Raw genomic sequence first — 17,024 nt, forward strand, 5'->3', positions numbered from 1 at the left:
GCATGAGTCTACGAATCGTAAAAGCAGCCGCAGACTCTGAGAACGAAGACGACTTGCACCTCGCGCGTCTGCTCATTCTCCTCGGAAGCGCCGACGCACGAAAGACGACACCGATTACAAAGGCGCGCGCCATCGAAGGAATCACTAAGTTAGCGAAGATGGACTTTTTGTTGCGCTATCCGACGTGTCTTGAACGTGTGCTAGCAACGCTCAACCGCCAGCCTGAAGATGTAGAAGTCAAGGATCGCGAACGGACGTCGATCGAAACGAAAATGATCCGATTTCGATATGGACCGTGGGACGCGAGATACCGTCGATGGCTCGGATTATTGTCATCGCGAGACTTGGTTCGCCTGGCGGTCGAAGGCAACACCGTCGTTATTGGCCTGACCGTCTCCGGACGGGAGTTGGCCGAGACCATCAAAAGGAACGGCTTGTTTTCTGAACTAGTGCGAAGAAGTGATTTGACCGTCAGAGCTGTCGGTTCGATGTCGGCAACGCGTTTGAAAGATTTTATCTATGAAGCAATTCCGGAAATAACCGATATGAAATGGGGCGAAGAAATCACTCTATAGTTTGGAGAACGATTTTGGAATTTCATCTAACTTCATTGATCTTGGCCTTTAAGAAGGAAACTGTAACCATTCCCTTCGCTGAGGTCAGCTATTTCTGGGGGCAGATGGGGGCAGGAAAGACAAGCATTGCTCGGCTTATCGATTTTTGTCTTGGTGGCACAATCGAACTGTCGCCAGCACTCCAAAACGAATTCGTTTCAGCAACACTTCATCTAAACCTTCAGAAAGGACTCCTTGAATTAGAGAGGCCCCGAGACTCCAATCTTGTTGTTGCAAGATGGGGCACCAAAGATGATGCAATACAAGTTGCCATACCAGCACGTGAAACGAATGGCGAGGTCGTTCCCGACACCGGAATTGAAAATCTTTCTGACCTGATTTTCTGGATGTCGTCTCTGACACCTCCACGTGTTCGGCGTAGCAAGGTAAAAGTTGATAGCGAGACAAATAGACTCTCACTCCGAAACCTCCTTTGGTACTGCTATCTCGACCAGGACGAGATCGATAGCTCCTTCTTTCATCTGGACGGCAGCAATCCGTTCTCGCGGTTCGCAAGCTTGGATGTCATTCGATACGTAATTGGCTACCACGACGAGCACATTTTGGAGATCGAAGCGCAACTTGACTCGCTTAGAGGTCAGCGGACCGCCACAATCGCAAGCATTGAAACGCTAACGCGCGTGCTTAAGGATGTCGGCGTCGAGTCGGAGCTGGAAATTCAAGGTCGAGTCAAGGAGTTTCGGGAAGCGGCGGCGCTACTCGCGACCGAAATCAGTGCACAGCGTGAACAAACGGCTGTCGATCGCACCACTGTGCGCCGATAGACTCAAAATCCAGGCGCTGCAACTAACTGAGAAGCTAGCAACACTCGATGACGCCATATCGGAACTACTGCATGCCAGAAACCACGATATCCGACACCTCCATGAGATTGAAACACTATCTATAAAATTTCGGCGTTCTCTCTCTGCGAGGACCGTCCTCTCGGGAGTGGTGTTTCACTCATGTCCGCGGTGCACTCAACTTTTGCCCGATCCTTCAGACGAGAGGTGCTATGTCTGCGGGCAGCCTGAACTAGATGAAGTCGACAACTCGGCCGACGACGCCTTGGTCCAACGCGACATCAAATCTAGGACTGAAGAACTGCGCGATATCATCCAAAGGCACGACGCTTCACTAGCCCGGTTGCGCAGAGATAAGGAAGCGCTTGAGCTTGAGCGCCATCGCGTTGAGCGCCAGAGGAATGAAGCGTCACAACGTTTGGATTCGGCGTATCTTTCGTCGATACTCACCAAGGAGCGAGAACGGTCCGCTCTGTTGCAACAAGCGGACAGCGTGGAAGCTATGGCCCGATTTCCTCAAATGCTCGAAACACAGCGCCGTAGAGTCAACGAGATACAAGCTCAAGAAATTAGCCTTCGGGCACAGTTAAGAGAAGCTCGAGAAGCGGCCGAGAAAGACGCTACCAACCTCAATAGTCTGAAGGACCTGTTCCTCGACTGTCTCGTTCGATCGGAAGTGCCAGGAATCTCGCGGGGTGACGTCGTCGATATTTCACCGCAGACGTTTTTACCCGAGCTGCATTCCCCGGGCGTCGCGGACACTACCGTTGCGAGCTTTGCAACGTTGAGCAGCGGCGGAAAGAAGACGCTTTTTAAATGTTGCTTTGCGGTCGCCATTCACAGGCTGGCGGTGCAAGTCGGTGCACCATTACCAGAGATGCTGATTATCGACTCGCCGATGAAGAACATCAGCGAACGTGAAAATCGCGAGCAATTTAAAGGATTTTATAACCTGATATACGAGCTCAAGGCTGATGAACTCAAGAACACGCAGTTCATTCTCATCGACAAAGAATACACTCCGCCGCCCCGAGAGCTTAAGTTGCGAGTGCAGAACCGACATATGAAGCCTAACGATCCTCAATATCCCGCGCTGATCCCGTATTATCATGGAAACTAGCGCTTTGGGCAAATGAGCGCGACGTTACTCTGCCACCCTCCCATCCCTCTCGCCAGCCCGACCAGCCTCCGCCAGACTTCAGGATGAAAGGGGCGAGAGGCACCCCTATGCGCAACATCACCATCTGCAGCGACGGCACCGGCAACGAGATTCCGAGAACATTTCCGCGTGATGAAGCTCTATCGCTGCCCGCGCAAGACGGAGAACACGCAACCGCAAAACAGCGGGGTTGGCCGATGGTGGAGCGGCGGGACCTTTTCAGGATTTGCCAAAGGCTGCCGATCAGCGACGCGGAAACAAATCGCCGACCGGCGGGCGGAGATGCCCGCACGGCAGTTCGTCAGGTTTTATCGTTCATCCGCCAGGTCGCGGAACCTAGCATATGCGGCAGCGTCCCCAGCGTGCGCAGCAGCCGCCGACGGCGCATCCCGCGCAGCCACCGCAGCCGCGCACGGCGCAGCCACGGCAGCCCCGGCATCCACGGCAACCGCCGCAGCCCCGGCGGACAACAACGACGGCGAGCTGCTGCAGGTCGCTGCGATCGATTTCCTTATCGAAGAGATGGAACGTGGCGAGGCTGACGTCGGCCATTTCCTCTTCGCCAAGAACGAAGCGCTGATCGGGCGGGATGTTGTGAGATTGCGGGAAATCAGCCGTGGGTATCGTGTTCGCCGATGCGCTCCCCCCCAGCGAAAGTCCCAGTCCGGCAGTACCGAGTACCGTGGCGGCGGCGACTTTGGTTGTGCGCGCGTGCTTCGAAGCTTGCTTCACCCTTGGCATGGTCGCGTCCTTCGTTGTTGAGAAAGGGTCGACTTGACATCGGAAGTGTGCCGTACGTTTGGAAATGCAACCTAGCGCATCCCGTTCCACTTTGCGCGAGGGCTTTTTTTGAATTTCAACTGGTGAGAGAGAAAAGGGATGGATATTGAGACAGCAACGCTGTCCCAACGTGTCACGGGCAAGACGCCCGCATGAGACCTTGACGCATTGCTGCCTCGGGCAAGCCTAGACTCGCTCCACCGCGGCAGCGACCGGCCGCTTGTAGCCTTATCGAGGCAGTCGAGCTGATTTGTGCTTGTTTTATCGGAGTTTACTTCGGAGTTTATTTGGCCGCCCTTCGTCTCCGCCAGGGCGCGTGAGAACTGCCTGAAATCCCCAAAAATCCGTTATACTCGCCAAGGTAGCATCACCTGATTCCCTAAGCGAGCCCCCATGCGCAATATCATCATCTGCTGCGACGGCACCGGCAACGAGATTTCCGAGAACATTTCCAATGTGCTGAAGCTCTATCGCTGCCTGCGCAAGACGGAGAAGACGTCCCCGCGGCAGCTGGTGTTTTACGATCCGGGGGTCGGCACGCTGGAGCGGCCGGACCCGTGGCACAAATTGAAGCAGGATTTCAACGCCATCCTGGGGCTGGCCACCGGCTATGGGCTCGATGACAACGTGCTCGCGGCTTATTCCTTCCTGGTCCACACCTATCAGGCCGGCGACCAGATCTATCTGTTCGGCTTTTCCCGCGGCGCCTATACCGTGCGGGTGCTGGCGGGGCTGATCCACAAGGTGGGCCTGATCACGCCGGAACAGGTCAATCTCGCCGGCTCCGGGCTGATCGCCTACAAGCAGTTCTCCTCCGACGAGGCGCCGAAGCTGCGGGCGAAGTTCAAGTCGGCCGTCGATGTCGCCGCCGCGGAAGACACGCTGCCGCAGACCGCGTTCGACAACGCCGCCCAATTCGCGCGCATCACCTCGACGCGCTGGCCCACCATCCGCTTCGTCGGCGTCTGGGATACGGTGGCGAGCGTGATCGTGCCGCGGGCCGATCGCTTCTATCTCCCGAGCCTGGAGGAGCTGGCGTTCACGCTTTTGAACCCGAGCGTGCAGACGTTCCGGCAGGCGATCTCGATGGACGAGCGGCGCTGCATGTTCCGCCTGAAAAAGTGGGACGACCCGCAGACCTACAAGCACAACCGCTTCAACGACGCACATGCCGAGCCGCAGGATATCCTGCAGGTGTGGTTCGCCGGCGTGCATGCCGATATCGGCGGCGGCTATCCGGAAAAGGAAAGCGGGCTTTCCAAATATCCGCTGCTCTGGATGATCGACGAGGCTGTGAAGTGCGGACTCGGGGTTAACCAGGCCACCGTCAACCAGCTCGCCTGGGGCATCCAGCGCAAGGGCAGTCCGTATTCCTATGTCGTGCCCGACGTGCGCGGCGACCTGCACACCTCGCTGTCGGGCGCGTGGTGGATCCTCGAATATCTGCCCAAGAGCGCGAGCTACAAGGAATGGCCGGCGCGCAAAGCCCATTTCGGCTATTACATCCCGGACGCCGAACCGCGCTTCATTCCCGACGGCGCCATCGTCCACGAATCCGCGGTGCTGCGCATGGACGCGATGCCGAGCTACCGGCCGGTGAATTTGCCGAAACAGTTCGAGAAGTTTCCGATGCCGGTGCCGCCGGCGCATGCTTCTGCCGAGGCGGAGGAGGATTCGTAGGTGGGCAAAGGCGCGCTTGCGCCGTGCCCACCATTGCCCGACACGTTGCCGATCGATGGTGGGCACGCTTCGCTTTGCCAACCCTACGGTCTCTATCCATTCGTCATTGCGAGCGAAGCGAAGCAATCCATAGCGCGGCAGCAAGAAAGAATGGATTGCTTCGCTTCGCTCGCAATGACGGCGAGAGAGCGGAGCGCTCTCCTTCCCTTCTCCCCTTGTGGGAGAAGGTGGATCGTCGCCGCGCAGCGGCGGCGAGACGGATGAGGGGTATCTCTCCGCATGCAGGCTCTGTGTTTGCGGAGAGAACCCCTCATCCGGCGCTTCGCGCCACCTTCTCCCAACCCAACTCGGGTTTACCCGAGTTGGGCATCAAATTTGGTCGCAGTCGGATAAATCCGACTTCGATGGGAGAAGGAAGAAACGCCACCGCATGCGCTCACGTCTTCAATCCACATCGCGGCGCCAATGGTGGGCTGTCATCACCCGCGAAGGCGGGTGATCCAGTATTCCAGAGGCTTCAGCGATTGATCGATAGGCCGCGGCGTACTGGATCGCCCGGTCAAGCCGGGCGACGACAACGGTGTTTGGTATTAAAACGTCACTATGTGACCTCCTGTGTGACTGCCCGACGGGCAAATCACTAAAACCTGTCCAGTCCTCTACATAAAAATATTCCGCTTCGCGTTCGACCCAAATCACTCCTACAACTCCGCCATCCCGCGCCCACAAGAGGGGCGTATCGCGATCGTCACGGACGTTGGGTGCGGGGAGCGGTGGCCGCGGCACGCCGGGCGCGCAACACGCCTTCGCAGGGTGAGCTTGCTCATGAGCGAAGGCCGCGCGCCGACGAACGGCGAAGGTCGCGGACGGCAAAGCCGTGTGGTTCTGGCGCCCGTTGCTGGCGTCAAGCCGGCGGAGGTTTTGCGAAATCCAACCGGGTTTCGAAGGGCCTTCAATCCGCCGGCGATGGAGGCAAGAGGAATTCGTCTCCAGGGAGAGCACGGTATAAGCCGTAAACCCATCGCGCAGGGAATGCCGGGCTGCTCCGGCTGTACCTGTATGCTCGTGTGCGCACTTTTCTCGTGCACATTGCACACGAGACCGCGGGTGCCAGCCTGCACCCGGCATTCCCTGCGCCCTCTTGATTGAAGGGCGTCAACGAATGGCAAAACCTCGGGCGAAACGCGCCGCGAGAACGCGAAGGTGTGTTTGATGTAGTCGGTGACGCCACATCTTCGACTGTCATCGTCCGCCTTGTGCGCGATTGCGCACTGGGGCGGACGATCCAGTATTCCAGAGACGTCAATGATTGAACCGAGAGACCGCAGCGTACTGGATACCTCGCCTGCGCGGGGTATGACGACCTCGGGTATTCATCGGCGTTCGAAACCTCGATCACTCGGCCACCGGCCGACCACCCCCGCAATCTTACGGCCCCAATCCCGCCGCCGCGCGACCCAAATGGTTTACGGATCGTTCAACTCTACCCCCTATTCTCGCGCATCTGCTGCCAGAACCGGCTTGAAACGCTCAGGACGAGCGATGTTGGAACGATCAATCGCTGACGAAGTCGAGGCGGCCATCAAGGCCGGCTCGACGGAAAAACACCTGGATACGCTGAGGCAGGTCACCGACCTGTTTCTGGTGTCCGCCGACGGCTATTCCGGCGAACAGATCGAGCTGTTCGGCGACGTGCTGGAACGGCTGATCCGGACCGTCGAGTTGCGCGCGCTGGCCGATGTCGCCGCGCGGATCGCGCTCGCCGAAATGAGCACGCAGTTCGCCTCCGTCAAGCAGGCGCCGGCGGCCGTGGTCCGGCGCCTCGCGAACAACGAAGAGATCTCGATCGCGCGCCCGGTGCTGACCGAATCGGCGCGGCTGACGGCCGAGGATCTGATCGAACTCGCGCAAACCAAAGGCGAGCAGCATCTGCTCGCGATCTCCGGGCGCTGGTGGCTGACCGAGGTGGTCACCGACGCGCTGTTGAAGCGGCATTACCCTTCCGTCAGCTTGCGGCTCGTCACCAATCCCGGCGCGCGGATGTCGGCGAGCGGCTACGCCGTCGTGCTGAAGCAGGCGGAGACCGATCCTCATCTGGCGGTCGAAACCGGTATTCGCGTCGACCTGCCGCCCGAGCAGCGCCAAAAATTGCTGCGCAGCGCCACCGAGGTCGTGCGCACGCGGCTATTGTCGCGCGCGCCGCCGCATCTGTTCGAGGAAATCAGGAACGCGATCGCGCTGGCTGCGGCCGGCGCCAACCGCGAAATGTCGCGCACCCGCGATTTCGCCGCCGCCCGCCGCTTCGTCGCAGCGCTGGCCAAGCACGGCAAGCTCAACGAGCCGGCGCTGCTGGCCTTTGCGAAAGAGCGCAAATACGAAGAGACGGTCGCAGCCCTTGCCGAATTATCCGGCTCGACCGTCGATGTCATCCGCCCTGTGATGCAGAGCCTGCGCGACGACGGCGTGCTGATCCCCTGCCGCGTCGCCGGACTGAACTGGGAAACCGTCGCCGCCGTCCTCGACAGCCGCTTCGCTTCGGGAAACACGGGCCGCCATGAACTGGCGAAGGCCAAAGAGCAATACGGCAAGCTGACCGTCGAAAGCGCCCGCCGCCTGCTGAAATTCTGGCAAGTCCGCGCCGCCGACGCACCGCCGAAAACGGGGTGAGTTGAGTAGAGTTGAGTTGAGGGAAGTTGGAGTTGGAGTTGGAGCGACGAAACCTCCTCCGTCATTGCGAGCGAAGCGAAGCAATCCATCCATCCGCTATGCCGCGATATGGATTGCTTCGTCGCTTCGCTCCTCGCAATGACGGGGAAAGAGCGGCGCGCACAAAAGCCGTAGCCCGGATGAGCGAAGCGATATCCGGGGCAACCGTTGAGAGCATCCCCGGATATCGCTGCGCTCATCCGGGCTACGAAGCGTCCACCTTCTCCCAAAAGGGAAGAAGGAAAAATATCACGCAGCCCTGGTCAACCCTGCGTCAAGATGCTTTAGCCGCGGCATCACTTCCTGCTTCAGCAGCCGCAGCGAATTGTGCCACGCCTCGGGCTTGTGCTTGTAGTCGAAGCCGAACACCAGGAGCGTGCCGAAGCCGCCGACCTCGTGATAGATTTTCTCGATCTTCTCGGTGACGGTCGCAGGCGAACCCACGATCCAGTTGTTGCGGGCGCAATATTCGGCGGTCACGTCGGAGTCCGGCACGTCGGGATTGGCCTTGAGGTAGTCCTTGAAGCCGAAATGGCCGAGCAGCGGCAGGAAGTATTCGGTCATCATCCGGCCCATCATGTCGCCGACCGAAAGTCGCCACGCTTCCTCGTCGGTGTCGGCGACGAACACCTCGCGGACCATGCGCCAGTCGCTGCGCTTCGGCTTGCGGCCGGTCCGGGCGGCGCCGATCTCGACCGATTCCCAGTGGCTGCCGACATAGGCCGGGTTGAGGTTGAGGCTCATCGGAATGTAGCCGCGCTCGCCGGCGAGCTTGAGCGTGTCCGAGCCCTTGGAGAGGCCGGCGACGCCGATTGGCGGATGCGGCGCCTGCTTCGGCTTGAGGTGGGGCTTGAGGAAGTCGAACATGGTGTCGGGCTTGCTCACCGTCCAGAACTTGCCCTTGTGGGTCCAGGGCGCGTCCTCGGTCCACATTTTCAGGATGATCTCCAGCGCCTCCCGCGTCATGTCGCGGTTCTGGCCGGACATGCCGTCGACGTTGAACATCGCCCAGTCGCTCGGCAGGCCCGAAGCCGCGACGCCGAAATTCAGCCGGCCGTCGGAGAGGTGATCGAGCATCGCGACGCGGTTGGCGAGTTCGGCCGGGTGGTGATAGGGCAGCAGGAAACCGCCGGGGCCGAGGCGGATATTCTTGGTCTGCAAAAACGCCTGCGCGAGCAGGAGATCGGGCGACGGATGCGGTTCCCAGGGCGCGGTGTGGTGCTCGCCGATCCAGGCTTCCTGATAGCCGAGCTCATCGAGCCACCGCAGCGTCTGCAGGTCCCAGTCATGACCCTCCTTCAATCCGCACTCCGGCGGATGGGACGGCATCGTGAAATATCCGATCTCCATGGGGCGTCCTCTCGCTGTATGTTTTTCAAAACGCGTCTGTCGCGCGCAAGCGAGAGCATAGCACGCGACACGTGTGGCTGAGATATGACGAAACGGATGGGCAGAGGTTCGCGCGGCGGAGTGACGCGTACTCCGCGGAGGCACCGCTCATCCGTCTCTCTACCGCTGCGCGTCAGCGATCCAACTTCTCCCACAATAGGAGAAGGGGAAGAAAAGAACGGTGATGCGTTACCTCGTCCCGAACGTGGTGGCGCCGAACAGCGCCTTTTGCGTCGAGGGCTGCGAGCGCCAGTATTGCGGCGGGGCTTCGACATGGCCGCCGAGTTCGGCGGCGGCATGCCAGCCCCAGCGCGAATCGTAGAGCATGGCGCGCGCCAGCGCGACCATGTCAGCCTTGCCGGAGGCCACGATCTCCTCGGCCTGCTTCGCTTCCGTGATCAGGCCGACGGCAATGGTGGTGAGGCCGGTGGCTTCCCTGATCGCTTGCGCGAACGGCACCTGGTAGCCGGGGCCGAGCGGGATTTTTTGCAGCGGCGAAACGCCGCCCGAGGACGCGTCGATCCAGTCGACGCCGCGCTTCTTCAGCTCCTGCGCGAATTCGATGGTCTGCGCCAGATCCCAGCCGCCCTCGACCCAGTCGGTGCAGGACACGCGCAATCCCACCGGCTTGTCGTGCGGAAACGCCTCGCGTACCGCGTCGAATACTTCAAGCGGAAAGCGCATGCGATTCTGCAACGAGCCGCCATACTGATCGGTGCGCCGGTTGGCGATCGGCGACAGGAACTGATGCAGCAAATAGCCATGCGCGGAGTGCACCTCGATGGCGTCGATGCCGAGCCGCTCGGCGCGCTTGGCGGCCGCCACGAAGGCCTCGCGCACCCGCGCAAGACCAGCCGCGTCGAACGCCAAAGGCGGCGTCTCGGCTTCCTTGTGCGGGATCGCCGAGGGTCCCTCCGGCCGCCAGCCGCCTTCGCTAATCGGGATCAACTGGCCGCCGTCCCACGGCGTGTGGCTCGATGCCTTGCGGCCGGCATGCGCAAGCTGGATCATCACCGCGGCCTTCGAGCGCTTGCGCACCGAGGCCAGGATCGGCTTCAGCGCGGCTTCGGTCGCGTCGTTCCACAGGCCGAGGCAGCCAGGCGTGATGCGGCCGATCGCCTCGACCGCCGTTGCCTCGATGCAGAAGACCGCGGCGCTCGACAGTGCCAGCGAATTGATGTGGGTGAAGTGCCAGTCATTGGCCTCGCCGTCGACGGACGAGTATTGGCACATCGGCGCCACCATGATGCGGTTGGCAAGGTTAAGGCCGCGCAGCTTGATCGGGGTAAACAGAGCGCTCATGGGGGATGTCCGGACCGGGAGGGAAAGCAGCCCTTAACGTGTAGCGATCGGCTTCCCTCGCCTCAACCCGCTGCGGCTGCAACCCTCCCCTCCGGTTTGATGCGTTGCGGCGAGAAGCCTCATGGCTTGATGCCCGCGGCCTTGATCAACTCCAGATTGGCTGCCGTCTCGCGCTTGACGAGGTCGTCCATCTCGGCCGGCTTCATCGGCATCGGTTCGATGCCGAGCTTTTTCAGGCTCGCCTGCATCGCCGGATCGGCCAGCACCTTCTCGCCCGCCACATGCAATTTTTCGACGATGTCGCGCGGCGTCTTCACTGGGGCGAACACGCCGAACCAGATCACGCTGTCGGCATCCTTCAATCCGATCTCGACCGGCGTCGGTACGTCAGGCAGATCAGCGACACGTTTTGGTGTCGAGACCACCAGCGCGCGAACCTGGCCCTCGCGGATCAGCGGCAGCGCGGTCGCGAGCGGGCAGAAATACAGATCGATCCGCCCGCCAAGAATGTCAGCGATCACTTCCGGGCCTGCACGATAGGGCACATGGGTGGCCTCGATGCCGGCGGCAAAGCGGAATTTTTCGGTGCTGATATGCACGGCGCTGCCAATGCCGACTGACCCGAACGAGATCGAGCCGGGCTTGGCCTTGGCGTCCGCGATGAAGTCCTGGATGGTCTTCCAGGGCCGCTCCTTCGGCACGATCATCACATTGGCGCTGGATCCGATCATCAGCACCGAGGCGAGGTCGCGGGTGGGATCGAAGGTCGCGCTCGGAAAAATCGCCGGTGCAATCGCCAGCGCCGAGGACTGGGCGAGAATGCTGTAGCCATCGGGATCGGCCTTCGCGACCAGCGCCGAACCGACCACGCCGCCGCCTCCGGCGCGGTTTTCGATCACGATCGACTGACCGAGTTCGGCGGAGAGGCGTTCGAACACCAGCCGCGGCACCACGTCGGCCGCGCTACCCGCGCCGAACGGAATAGTCGCCTTGATCAGCCGCGATGGCCAGCCTTCTGCCTGCGCGGCGGTGGCCGTGCAAAAGCTGAAAAATACGCAAATAACGCGAAGGAACTTGCTCATCAAAAACTCCGTTTTGATCGCCTATAGCGTTGCAAGAACCGTTCCGTTATTCACCTGCTACCCCACCAGCGTGAACTGCAGCAGCAGATTGCGCTGGATCAGCGAGAAATTGTCGTCGGAGACCAGTGTCAGCACCGTGTCGCCCTCCGGCGTGACGTGGGCGTCGATGCCTTCCATGTTGTCGATTTCGTTGCCGAGATCGGCCTCGAAGATCGAAGGCCCGTCGATGACGGCGCCGGGGGCAATGGAGGCGACCGCGACACGGCGGATGCGGATGCCGACCCCGCCGATCCAGGAAAATTTGCGTTCCAGGATCAACAGAGTGCCGGACGGCAGCAGCACCGCGTCGCTGATATCAAAATTGTCGGTGCGGCGGATCGAAAACTGGCCGGGCGATCTGCCGCCGATCAGGAAGCCGAGGATGTTGCCCTGCGCATCGAGGCCGCGTTCAGAGATCGCGATCAGCGTTCCCGCCAACGGCAAGTTCTTCGGCACCATCACCAGCGCCTCGATGCCCTTGTTGTAGGGCAGCTTGCGCGCCGCCGGCGGCAGCGGCACGACTTCGGCGAGCGCCCGCGTAAAACCTTTGGCGAAATCGAAACGCAGCACCTGGTTGACGCGCTCGATACCGACATAGGCCAGCGAGCCGTCGAGCGCGAGCGCCTCGGTATCGAACCAGCCGCGTGAGGTGATCGGCTTGCCGTCGGGACCGAGCATCGGCGAGGCCTCTACGTCGTCGAGCCCGGTCATCTCGCGGCCCTTGTAGACGATGCGTCCCGTGAACCAGCTGCCCTTGTCGCTGATCGCGATGAAGCGCTCGCCCTTGGCGTCGAGCCGCAGGCCAGACAATCCACCGAAGCCGCGAAACCGCGAGGTCAGGATGAGGCCGCTGCGATATTCGAGTTCGCCGAACCGCCCGCGCGAACGGTCGCGGGTGTCGAACGAGGGTAGCGGCCGGGCATTGACCTCGATCGAGACCGGCGCGGTGACCGAAAATTCGTCGGGAACAGCTGGTTTCGGTGGCCGCTGAACGGGCGTTTGCGCCAGCGCCGCGCCAGGCATCGCCGCCACCGAAAGCCCCGCCGCAGCATATTTCAAAAGCCGGCGACGGCTCAGGTGGTTGCTCCTCATGGTGAGGAGCGCATCTTGCGCGTCTCGAACCATGAGGCCACGGACGGGCCTTCATCCTTCGAGACGGGGCGAAGACGCCGCTCCTCAGGATGAGGGGTACCGTTTTCGCGAACCGTCATTTCATCCCGTCACGAATGCAACCGGCGCGGCCGGTGATGGCCCGAGGTGGGCGCGGCGCCGTGGGTCTCGCTGAACAGTTCGGCGAGTTTTTCGGTGATGGCGCCGCCGAGTTCCTCGGCATCGACGATGGTGACGGCGCGGCGATAGTAGCGCGTGACGTCATGACCGATGCCGATCGCAATCAGCTCGACCGGCGAACGGGTCTCGATCTCCTCGATGATGTGGCGTAGATGCCGCTCGAGATAATTGCCGGGATTGACCGACAGCGTGGAATCGTCGACCGGCGCGCCGTCCGAAATCATCATCAAGATCTTGCGCTGTTCGGCCCGGCCGAGCAGCCGCTTGTGCGCCCAGTCGAGCGCCTCGCCGTCGATGTTCTCCTTCAGGAGACCCTCGCGCATCATCAGGCCAAGATTCTTCCGCGCGCGTCGCCACGGCGCGTCGGCAGACTTGTAAATGATATGGCGCAAATCGTTGAGACGGCCCGGATTGGCCGGCTTGCCAGCCGCAAGCCACGCCTCGCGCGACTGCCCGCCCTTCCAGGCGCGCGTCGTGAAGCCCAAAATCTCGACCTTGACGCCGCAGCGCTCCAGCGTGCGGGCGAGAATGTCGGCACAGGTCGCCGCCACCGTGATCGGACGGCCGCGCATCGAGCCGGAATTGTCCAGCAGCAGCGTCACCACGGTATCGCGGAAGGTCGCTTCCTTCTCATGCATGAAGGACAGCGGATGATAGGGATCGGTAACGACGCGCGACAGCCGGGCGGGATCGAGGATGCCTTCCTCGAGATCGAACTCCCAGGCGCGGTTCTGCTGCGCCATCAGGCGGCGCTGCAGCCGGTTGGCGAGCCGCGCGACGATGCCCTGCAGGTGCGCGAGCTGCTTGTCGAGATAGGAGCGCAAGCGTTCCAGTTCATCATGGTCGCAGAGATCTTCGGCCGCGATCACCTCGTCGAACTTCGGCGCGAACGCATGATATTCCGGCCCGCGCGGCTCGTTGGCGCCGCGGGAATTCGGCCGCGTCGCCTCACCTGGTGTCTCGTCGTCGCCGAGTTCGCCGTCATCGAACGTGTCTGACGTGGAAGCTTGCGCGCTCTCCATCGCGCTTTCCGACATTTCGTCGGTGGAAGCCTGCGCCTGGTCGGCGCTCATTTCCTGCGCGGCGTCGGAATCGGGCGAGCCTTCGGCGCCGGACTGATCGTTCTCGCCGTCCTGATTCTCGTCGTTCTCGTCGTCATCGGCGTCGGCATCGCGTTCGTCGCCGAGATCGAGCGCCGACAGCAAATCGTGCACGAGATCGCCAAACTTGGCCTGGTCCTCGGTGACGCGGCTGAGCTGGTCGAGCCGGGCGCCGATCTTGTCTTCCAGCGCCGGCCGCCAGAGATCGACCATCTTTTTCGCAGCCGCAGGCGGCGCCATGCCGGTCAGCCGCTCACGCACCAGCATCGCCAGCGCATCCGACAGCGGCGCATCGGCGCGGTCGGTAATCTCATCGTATTTGCCGCGATGGAAATGATCGTCGAGCATTGCCGTCAGGTTCTTGGCCACCCCCGCCATCCGGCGCGAGCCGATCGCCTCGACGCGGGCCTGCTCCACCGCCTCGAACACGCCGCGTGCCTGCGGATTTCCCGGCATCAGCTTGCGGTGCACTTTTGGATCGTGACAGGCGAGCTTCAGCGCGATCGAATCGGCATGGCCGCGCACGATGGCCGCGTCGCGCTTGGTCATCTTGCGGGCCGGCTCCGGCAACCGCGCCTTGCCCGGCGCGAGACCGGGACGCTCAGCCGCAAACGTCACTTCCAGTTCCGGCGCCTTTGCGATCGCACGCAGGCAGGAGGTCACCGCGCGCTTGAACGGCTCGGTCGGGGCTTCCTTGGATCCGGTACGGAATTTGGAGTTGGATGTGCTCATAGCGCTTTCGTAAACCAGTGCCGCGTGACGCCTTCGGGATAACCTTCGATCGAACCGAATTCCTTGTAACCGCAGGCGCGGTAGAAGTCCGGCGCCTGAAAACTCATCGTGTCCAGATAGGACCGCGTGGCCCCGAACTTTCTTGCCTCGTCTTCAATCGCCTTGATCAGCCGCGTCCCGTAGTCCTTGCCGCGGAGCTTCTGCTCCATCCAGAAGAACTGGATAAACAGCACCGTGGTCCAGACTTCGCCGACAATCCCGCCGACGATCTTGTCGCCCTCGCTTAGCGAGATGGCGAAGCGCCTGTATTTCTGCTTCCCCATCTTTTCGGTGTTGTAACCGATCAGCCCGCCGAGCACCGCCTTCTTGGTTTTTCCAATGGTGCGCTCGACGGCAATTTTCGCCATGGGCTAGCTGAGCGCCACGTTCACCGCCGACTCCGCCAGCTCCTGATTGAAGCAGCGCTGATAGAATTCGGCCACCAGCGGCCGTTCCAGCTCATCGCACTTGTTGAGGAAGGTGACGCGGAACGCGAAGCCGATATCGCTGAAGATATCGGCGTTCTCGGCCCAGGTGATCACGGTGCGCGGGCTCATCACCGTCGACAAATCGCCATTGGCGAACGCGTTGCGGGTGAGATCGGCGAGCCGCACCATCTTGTTGACGATGTCGCGGCCTTCCTGCGTGCGGTAGTGCTTCGCCTTGGCGAGCACGATCTCGACTTCCTCGTCATGCGCCAGATAGTTCAGCGTGGTGACGATCGACCAGCGGTCCATCTGGCCCTGGTTGATCTGCTGGGTGCCGTGATAGAGGCCTGACGTATCGCCGAGGCCGACCGTGTTGGCAGTCGAGAACAGTCGGAACGAAGGGTGCGGCTTGATCACCTTGTTCTGGTCGAGCAGCGTCAGGCGGCCCGAAACTTCCAGCACGCGCTGAATCACGAACATCACGTCCGGGCGACCGGCGTCATATTCGTCGAACACCAACGCGATGTTATGCTGCAGCGCCCAGGGCAGGATGCCGTCGCGAAACTCAGTAACCTGCTTGCCGTCGCGGACCACGATCGAGTCCTTGCCGACCAGATCGATACGGCTGATGTGGCTGTCGAGGTTGACGCGCACGCAGGGCCAGTTCAGCCGCGCCGCAACCTGCTCGATATGGGTCGATTTGCCGGTGCCGTGATAGCCGGTGACCATGACGCGGCGGTTGTGGGCGAAACCAGCGAGGATCGCGAGCGTGGTGGCGCGATCGAAGCGGTAGTCGGAATCGATGTCCGGTACATGCGGATCAACTTCCGAATAGGCCGGCACTTCGAGATCGGTATCGATTCCAAACACCTGCCGGACCGACACCTTCATGTCAGGCAAACCGGCGGGCTCCGTAACTTTGCTCATGGCGGCGGTCGTCATCAATCCTCCGAGGGTTCCGGGCGTTCCCGAAACCAGATCTGTTGAATGGCTGCGGATGGGGGCTGATACCAACGTAGCAGAGAGCAACGGCCGGCAGAAGCCCGTGGCACAATCAAAGTTCCGTTGCCATATCATTGAGATAGGGTGTGTATCTGGTTTTTGGAGGGCTGCTCTGCGAATCACGCCGCACTTTTGCCGGCTTGGCTACCCGCCAGGCTCAAAACCAGAGGCTGGCCAGCACTTTCAGCCCCTGCCCGGGCTGGGTAGCTCTGGTTCAGGCTCCCTACTGGAAAGCAGATTGTGACTTCATTCCTCGATCCTCTGATCGCATTCGTTTCGGCGCATGCTTGGCTGGCCTATCTCACCCTGTTCCTCGCAGCTCTGCTGGAGGCGGTTCCGGTCGTGGGCGCGCTGGTGCCCGGCTCGACCATCATCCTTGCCCTGAGTGCACTGGTGCCGGGCGGCGAATTGCAGCTATGGGGCGTGCTGGCGGCGGCCATTGCCGGCGCCCTGATCGGCGACGGCTCGGCGTTCTGGACCGGCCATCGCTCGCAACGCGAAATTCTCGGCGCCTGGCCGATGTCGAGATATCCCGGCGTGATGGCGCAGAGCGAGGCGTTCTTCCATCGCTGGGGTGCGCTAGCGGTTTTCTTCGCCCGCTTCGTGCCGCCGGTCCGCGCTTTCGTTCCTGTCACGGCGGGCGCGCTCGGAATGCCGCCCGTCAGGTTTTACGGGATCAACGTTCCGGCGGTGGTCGCTTGGGCATTGGCGCATGTGCTGCCGGGCGTACTCGCGGTCTCGGCGCTGCACCACTATGCCGGCCTTCCGCACCACCACCACATCGGCAAACATCTTTGGATTCTAGGCGTATTTGCTACGGCGATCATCGCGCTCGGCGTCTGGACGCTGCGCCGCCGCCGGGCCGGAAAGGCCTCTTGA

General features: G+C 61.5%; 14 protein-coding genes. 6 read left to right on the plus strand and 8 right to left on the minus strand.

The genetic code is table 11. From position 1 onward, the window contains the following. The first annotated feature begins 2 nt into the window (after positions 1 to 2). The 3 genes from ACPPVP_RS41625 (at position 3) to ACPPVP_RS41635 (ending at position 2,537) form a co-directional block, all read left to right on the plus strand. Entirely contained in the window at positions 3 to 575 is a 573-nt protein-coding gene (locus ACPPVP_RS41625; RefSeq protein ID WP_426529713.1) for a hypothetical protein, read from the plus strand. A 14-nt stretch (positions 576 to 589) separates the two neighbouring features. Further along, positions 590 to 1,399: a hypothetical protein gene (locus tag ACPPVP_RS41630; protein WP_426529715.1), complete on the plus strand. Its 810-nt coding sequence runs from the start codon at positions 590 to 592 to the stop codon at positions 1,397 to 1,399. A 202-nt stretch (positions 1,400 to 1,601) separates the two neighbouring features. Then, positions 1,602 to 2,537: a hypothetical protein gene (locus ACPPVP_RS41635; protein ID WP_426529717.1), complete on the plus strand. Its 936-nt coding sequence runs from the start codon at positions 1,602 to 1,604 to the stop codon at positions 2,535 to 2,537. A 375-nt stretch (positions 2,538 to 2,912) separates the two neighbouring features. Here ACPPVP_RS41635 and ACPPVP_RS41640 read toward each other — a convergent pair whose 3' ends face one another. Then, the gene (locus tag ACPPVP_RS41640; protein WP_426529719.1) at positions 2,913 to 3,317 is read right to left on the minus strand and encodes a hypothetical protein; all 405 of its coding nucleotides are present in this window, start codon (positions 3,315 to 3,317) and stop codon (positions 2,913 to 2,915) included. Between the two features lie 432 nt (positions 3,318 to 3,749). Here ACPPVP_RS41640 and ACPPVP_RS41645 point away from each other — a divergent pair, with 432 nt between their 5' ends. Together ACPPVP_RS41645 and ACPPVP_RS41650 are read left to right on the plus strand one after the other, a co-directional pair. After that, complete coding sequence (locus ACPPVP_RS41645; RefSeq protein WP_426529721.1) at positions 3,750 to 5,036, plus strand: DUF2235 domain-containing protein; 1,287 nt, start codon at positions 3,750 to 3,752, stop codon at positions 5,034 to 5,036. Positions 5,037 to 6,578: 1,542 nt separating this feature from the next. Beyond that, entirely contained in the window at positions 6,579 to 7,703 is a 1,125-nt protein-coding gene (locus tag ACPPVP_RS41650; RefSeq protein WP_426529723.1) for a DUF2336 domain-containing protein, read from the plus strand. A gap of 288 nt (positions 7,704 to 7,991) precedes the next feature. Here ACPPVP_RS41650 and ACPPVP_RS41655 read toward each other — a convergent pair whose 3' ends face one another. The 7 genes from ACPPVP_RS41655 to cobS all read right to left on the minus strand — a co-directional run bounded on the left by ACPPVP_RS41655 (position 7,992) and on the right by cobS (position 16,085). Beyond that, entirely contained in the window at positions 7,992 to 9,092 is a 1,101-nt protein-coding gene (locus tag ACPPVP_RS41655) for an LLM class flavin-dependent oxidoreductase (RefSeq protein ID WP_426529725.1), read from the minus strand. Positions 9,093 to 9,320: 228 nt separating this feature from the next. Then, a complete protein-coding gene (locus ACPPVP_RS41660; RefSeq protein ID WP_426529727.1) occupies positions 9,321 to 10,433 on the minus strand; it encodes an NADH:flavin oxidoreductase/NADH oxidase in 1,113 nt (370 codons plus the stop codon). A 119-nt stretch (positions 10,434 to 10,552) separates the two neighbouring features. Continuing rightward, positions 10,553 to 11,515, minus strand: coding sequence for a Bug family tripartite tricarboxylate transporter substrate binding protein (locus tag ACPPVP_RS41665; protein WP_426529729.1), 963 nt, complete (start codon positions 11,513 to 11,515; stop codon positions 10,553 to 10,555). Positions 11,516 to 11,572: 57 nt separating this feature from the next. Then, a complete protein-coding gene (locus ACPPVP_RS41670; protein ID WP_426529731.1) occupies positions 11,573 to 12,646 on the minus strand; it encodes an esterase-like activity of phytase family protein in 1,074 nt (357 codons plus the stop codon). A 128-nt stretch (positions 12,647 to 12,774) separates the two neighbouring features. Beyond that, positions 12,775 to 14,676, minus strand: coding sequence for a cobaltochelatase subunit CobT (gene cobT / locus ACPPVP_RS41675; protein ID WP_426529733.1), 1,902 nt, complete (start codon positions 14,674 to 14,676; stop codon positions 12,775 to 12,777). Further along, positions 14,673 to 15,083, minus strand: a complete 411-nt coding sequence (locus ACPPVP_RS41680; protein ID WP_426529735.1) for a GNAT family N-acetyltransferase — start codon at positions 15,081 to 15,083, stop codon at positions 14,673 to 14,675. Before ACPPVP_RS41680 ends, cobT begins: the two co-directional genes overlap by 4 nt. Before the next feature lie 3 nt (positions 15,084 to 15,086). Continuing rightward, positions 15,087 to 16,085 carry a cobaltochelatase subunit CobS gene (gene cobS / locus ACPPVP_RS41685; RefSeq protein ID WP_426529737.1) on the minus strand — a complete coding sequence of 333 codons (999 nt, stop codon included), beginning with the start codon at positions 16,083 to 16,085 and terminating at the stop codon, positions 15,087 to 15,089. 300 nt (positions 16,086 to 16,385) lie between these two features. Here cobS and ACPPVP_RS41690 point away from each other — a divergent pair, with 300 nt between their 5' ends. Next, positions 16,386 to 17,024 (plus strand): DedA family protein, encoded by a 639-nt coding sequence (locus ACPPVP_RS41690; RefSeq protein WP_426529739.1) that lies wholly within the window; start codon positions 16,386 to 16,388, stop codon positions 17,022 to 17,024.

It is taken from the genome of Bradyrhizobium sp. McL0615 (assembly GCF_049993905.1).
In the GTDB taxonomy this organism is placed as follows: Bacteria; Pseudomonadota; Alphaproteobacteria; order Rhizobiales; family Xanthobacteraceae; genus Bradyrhizobium.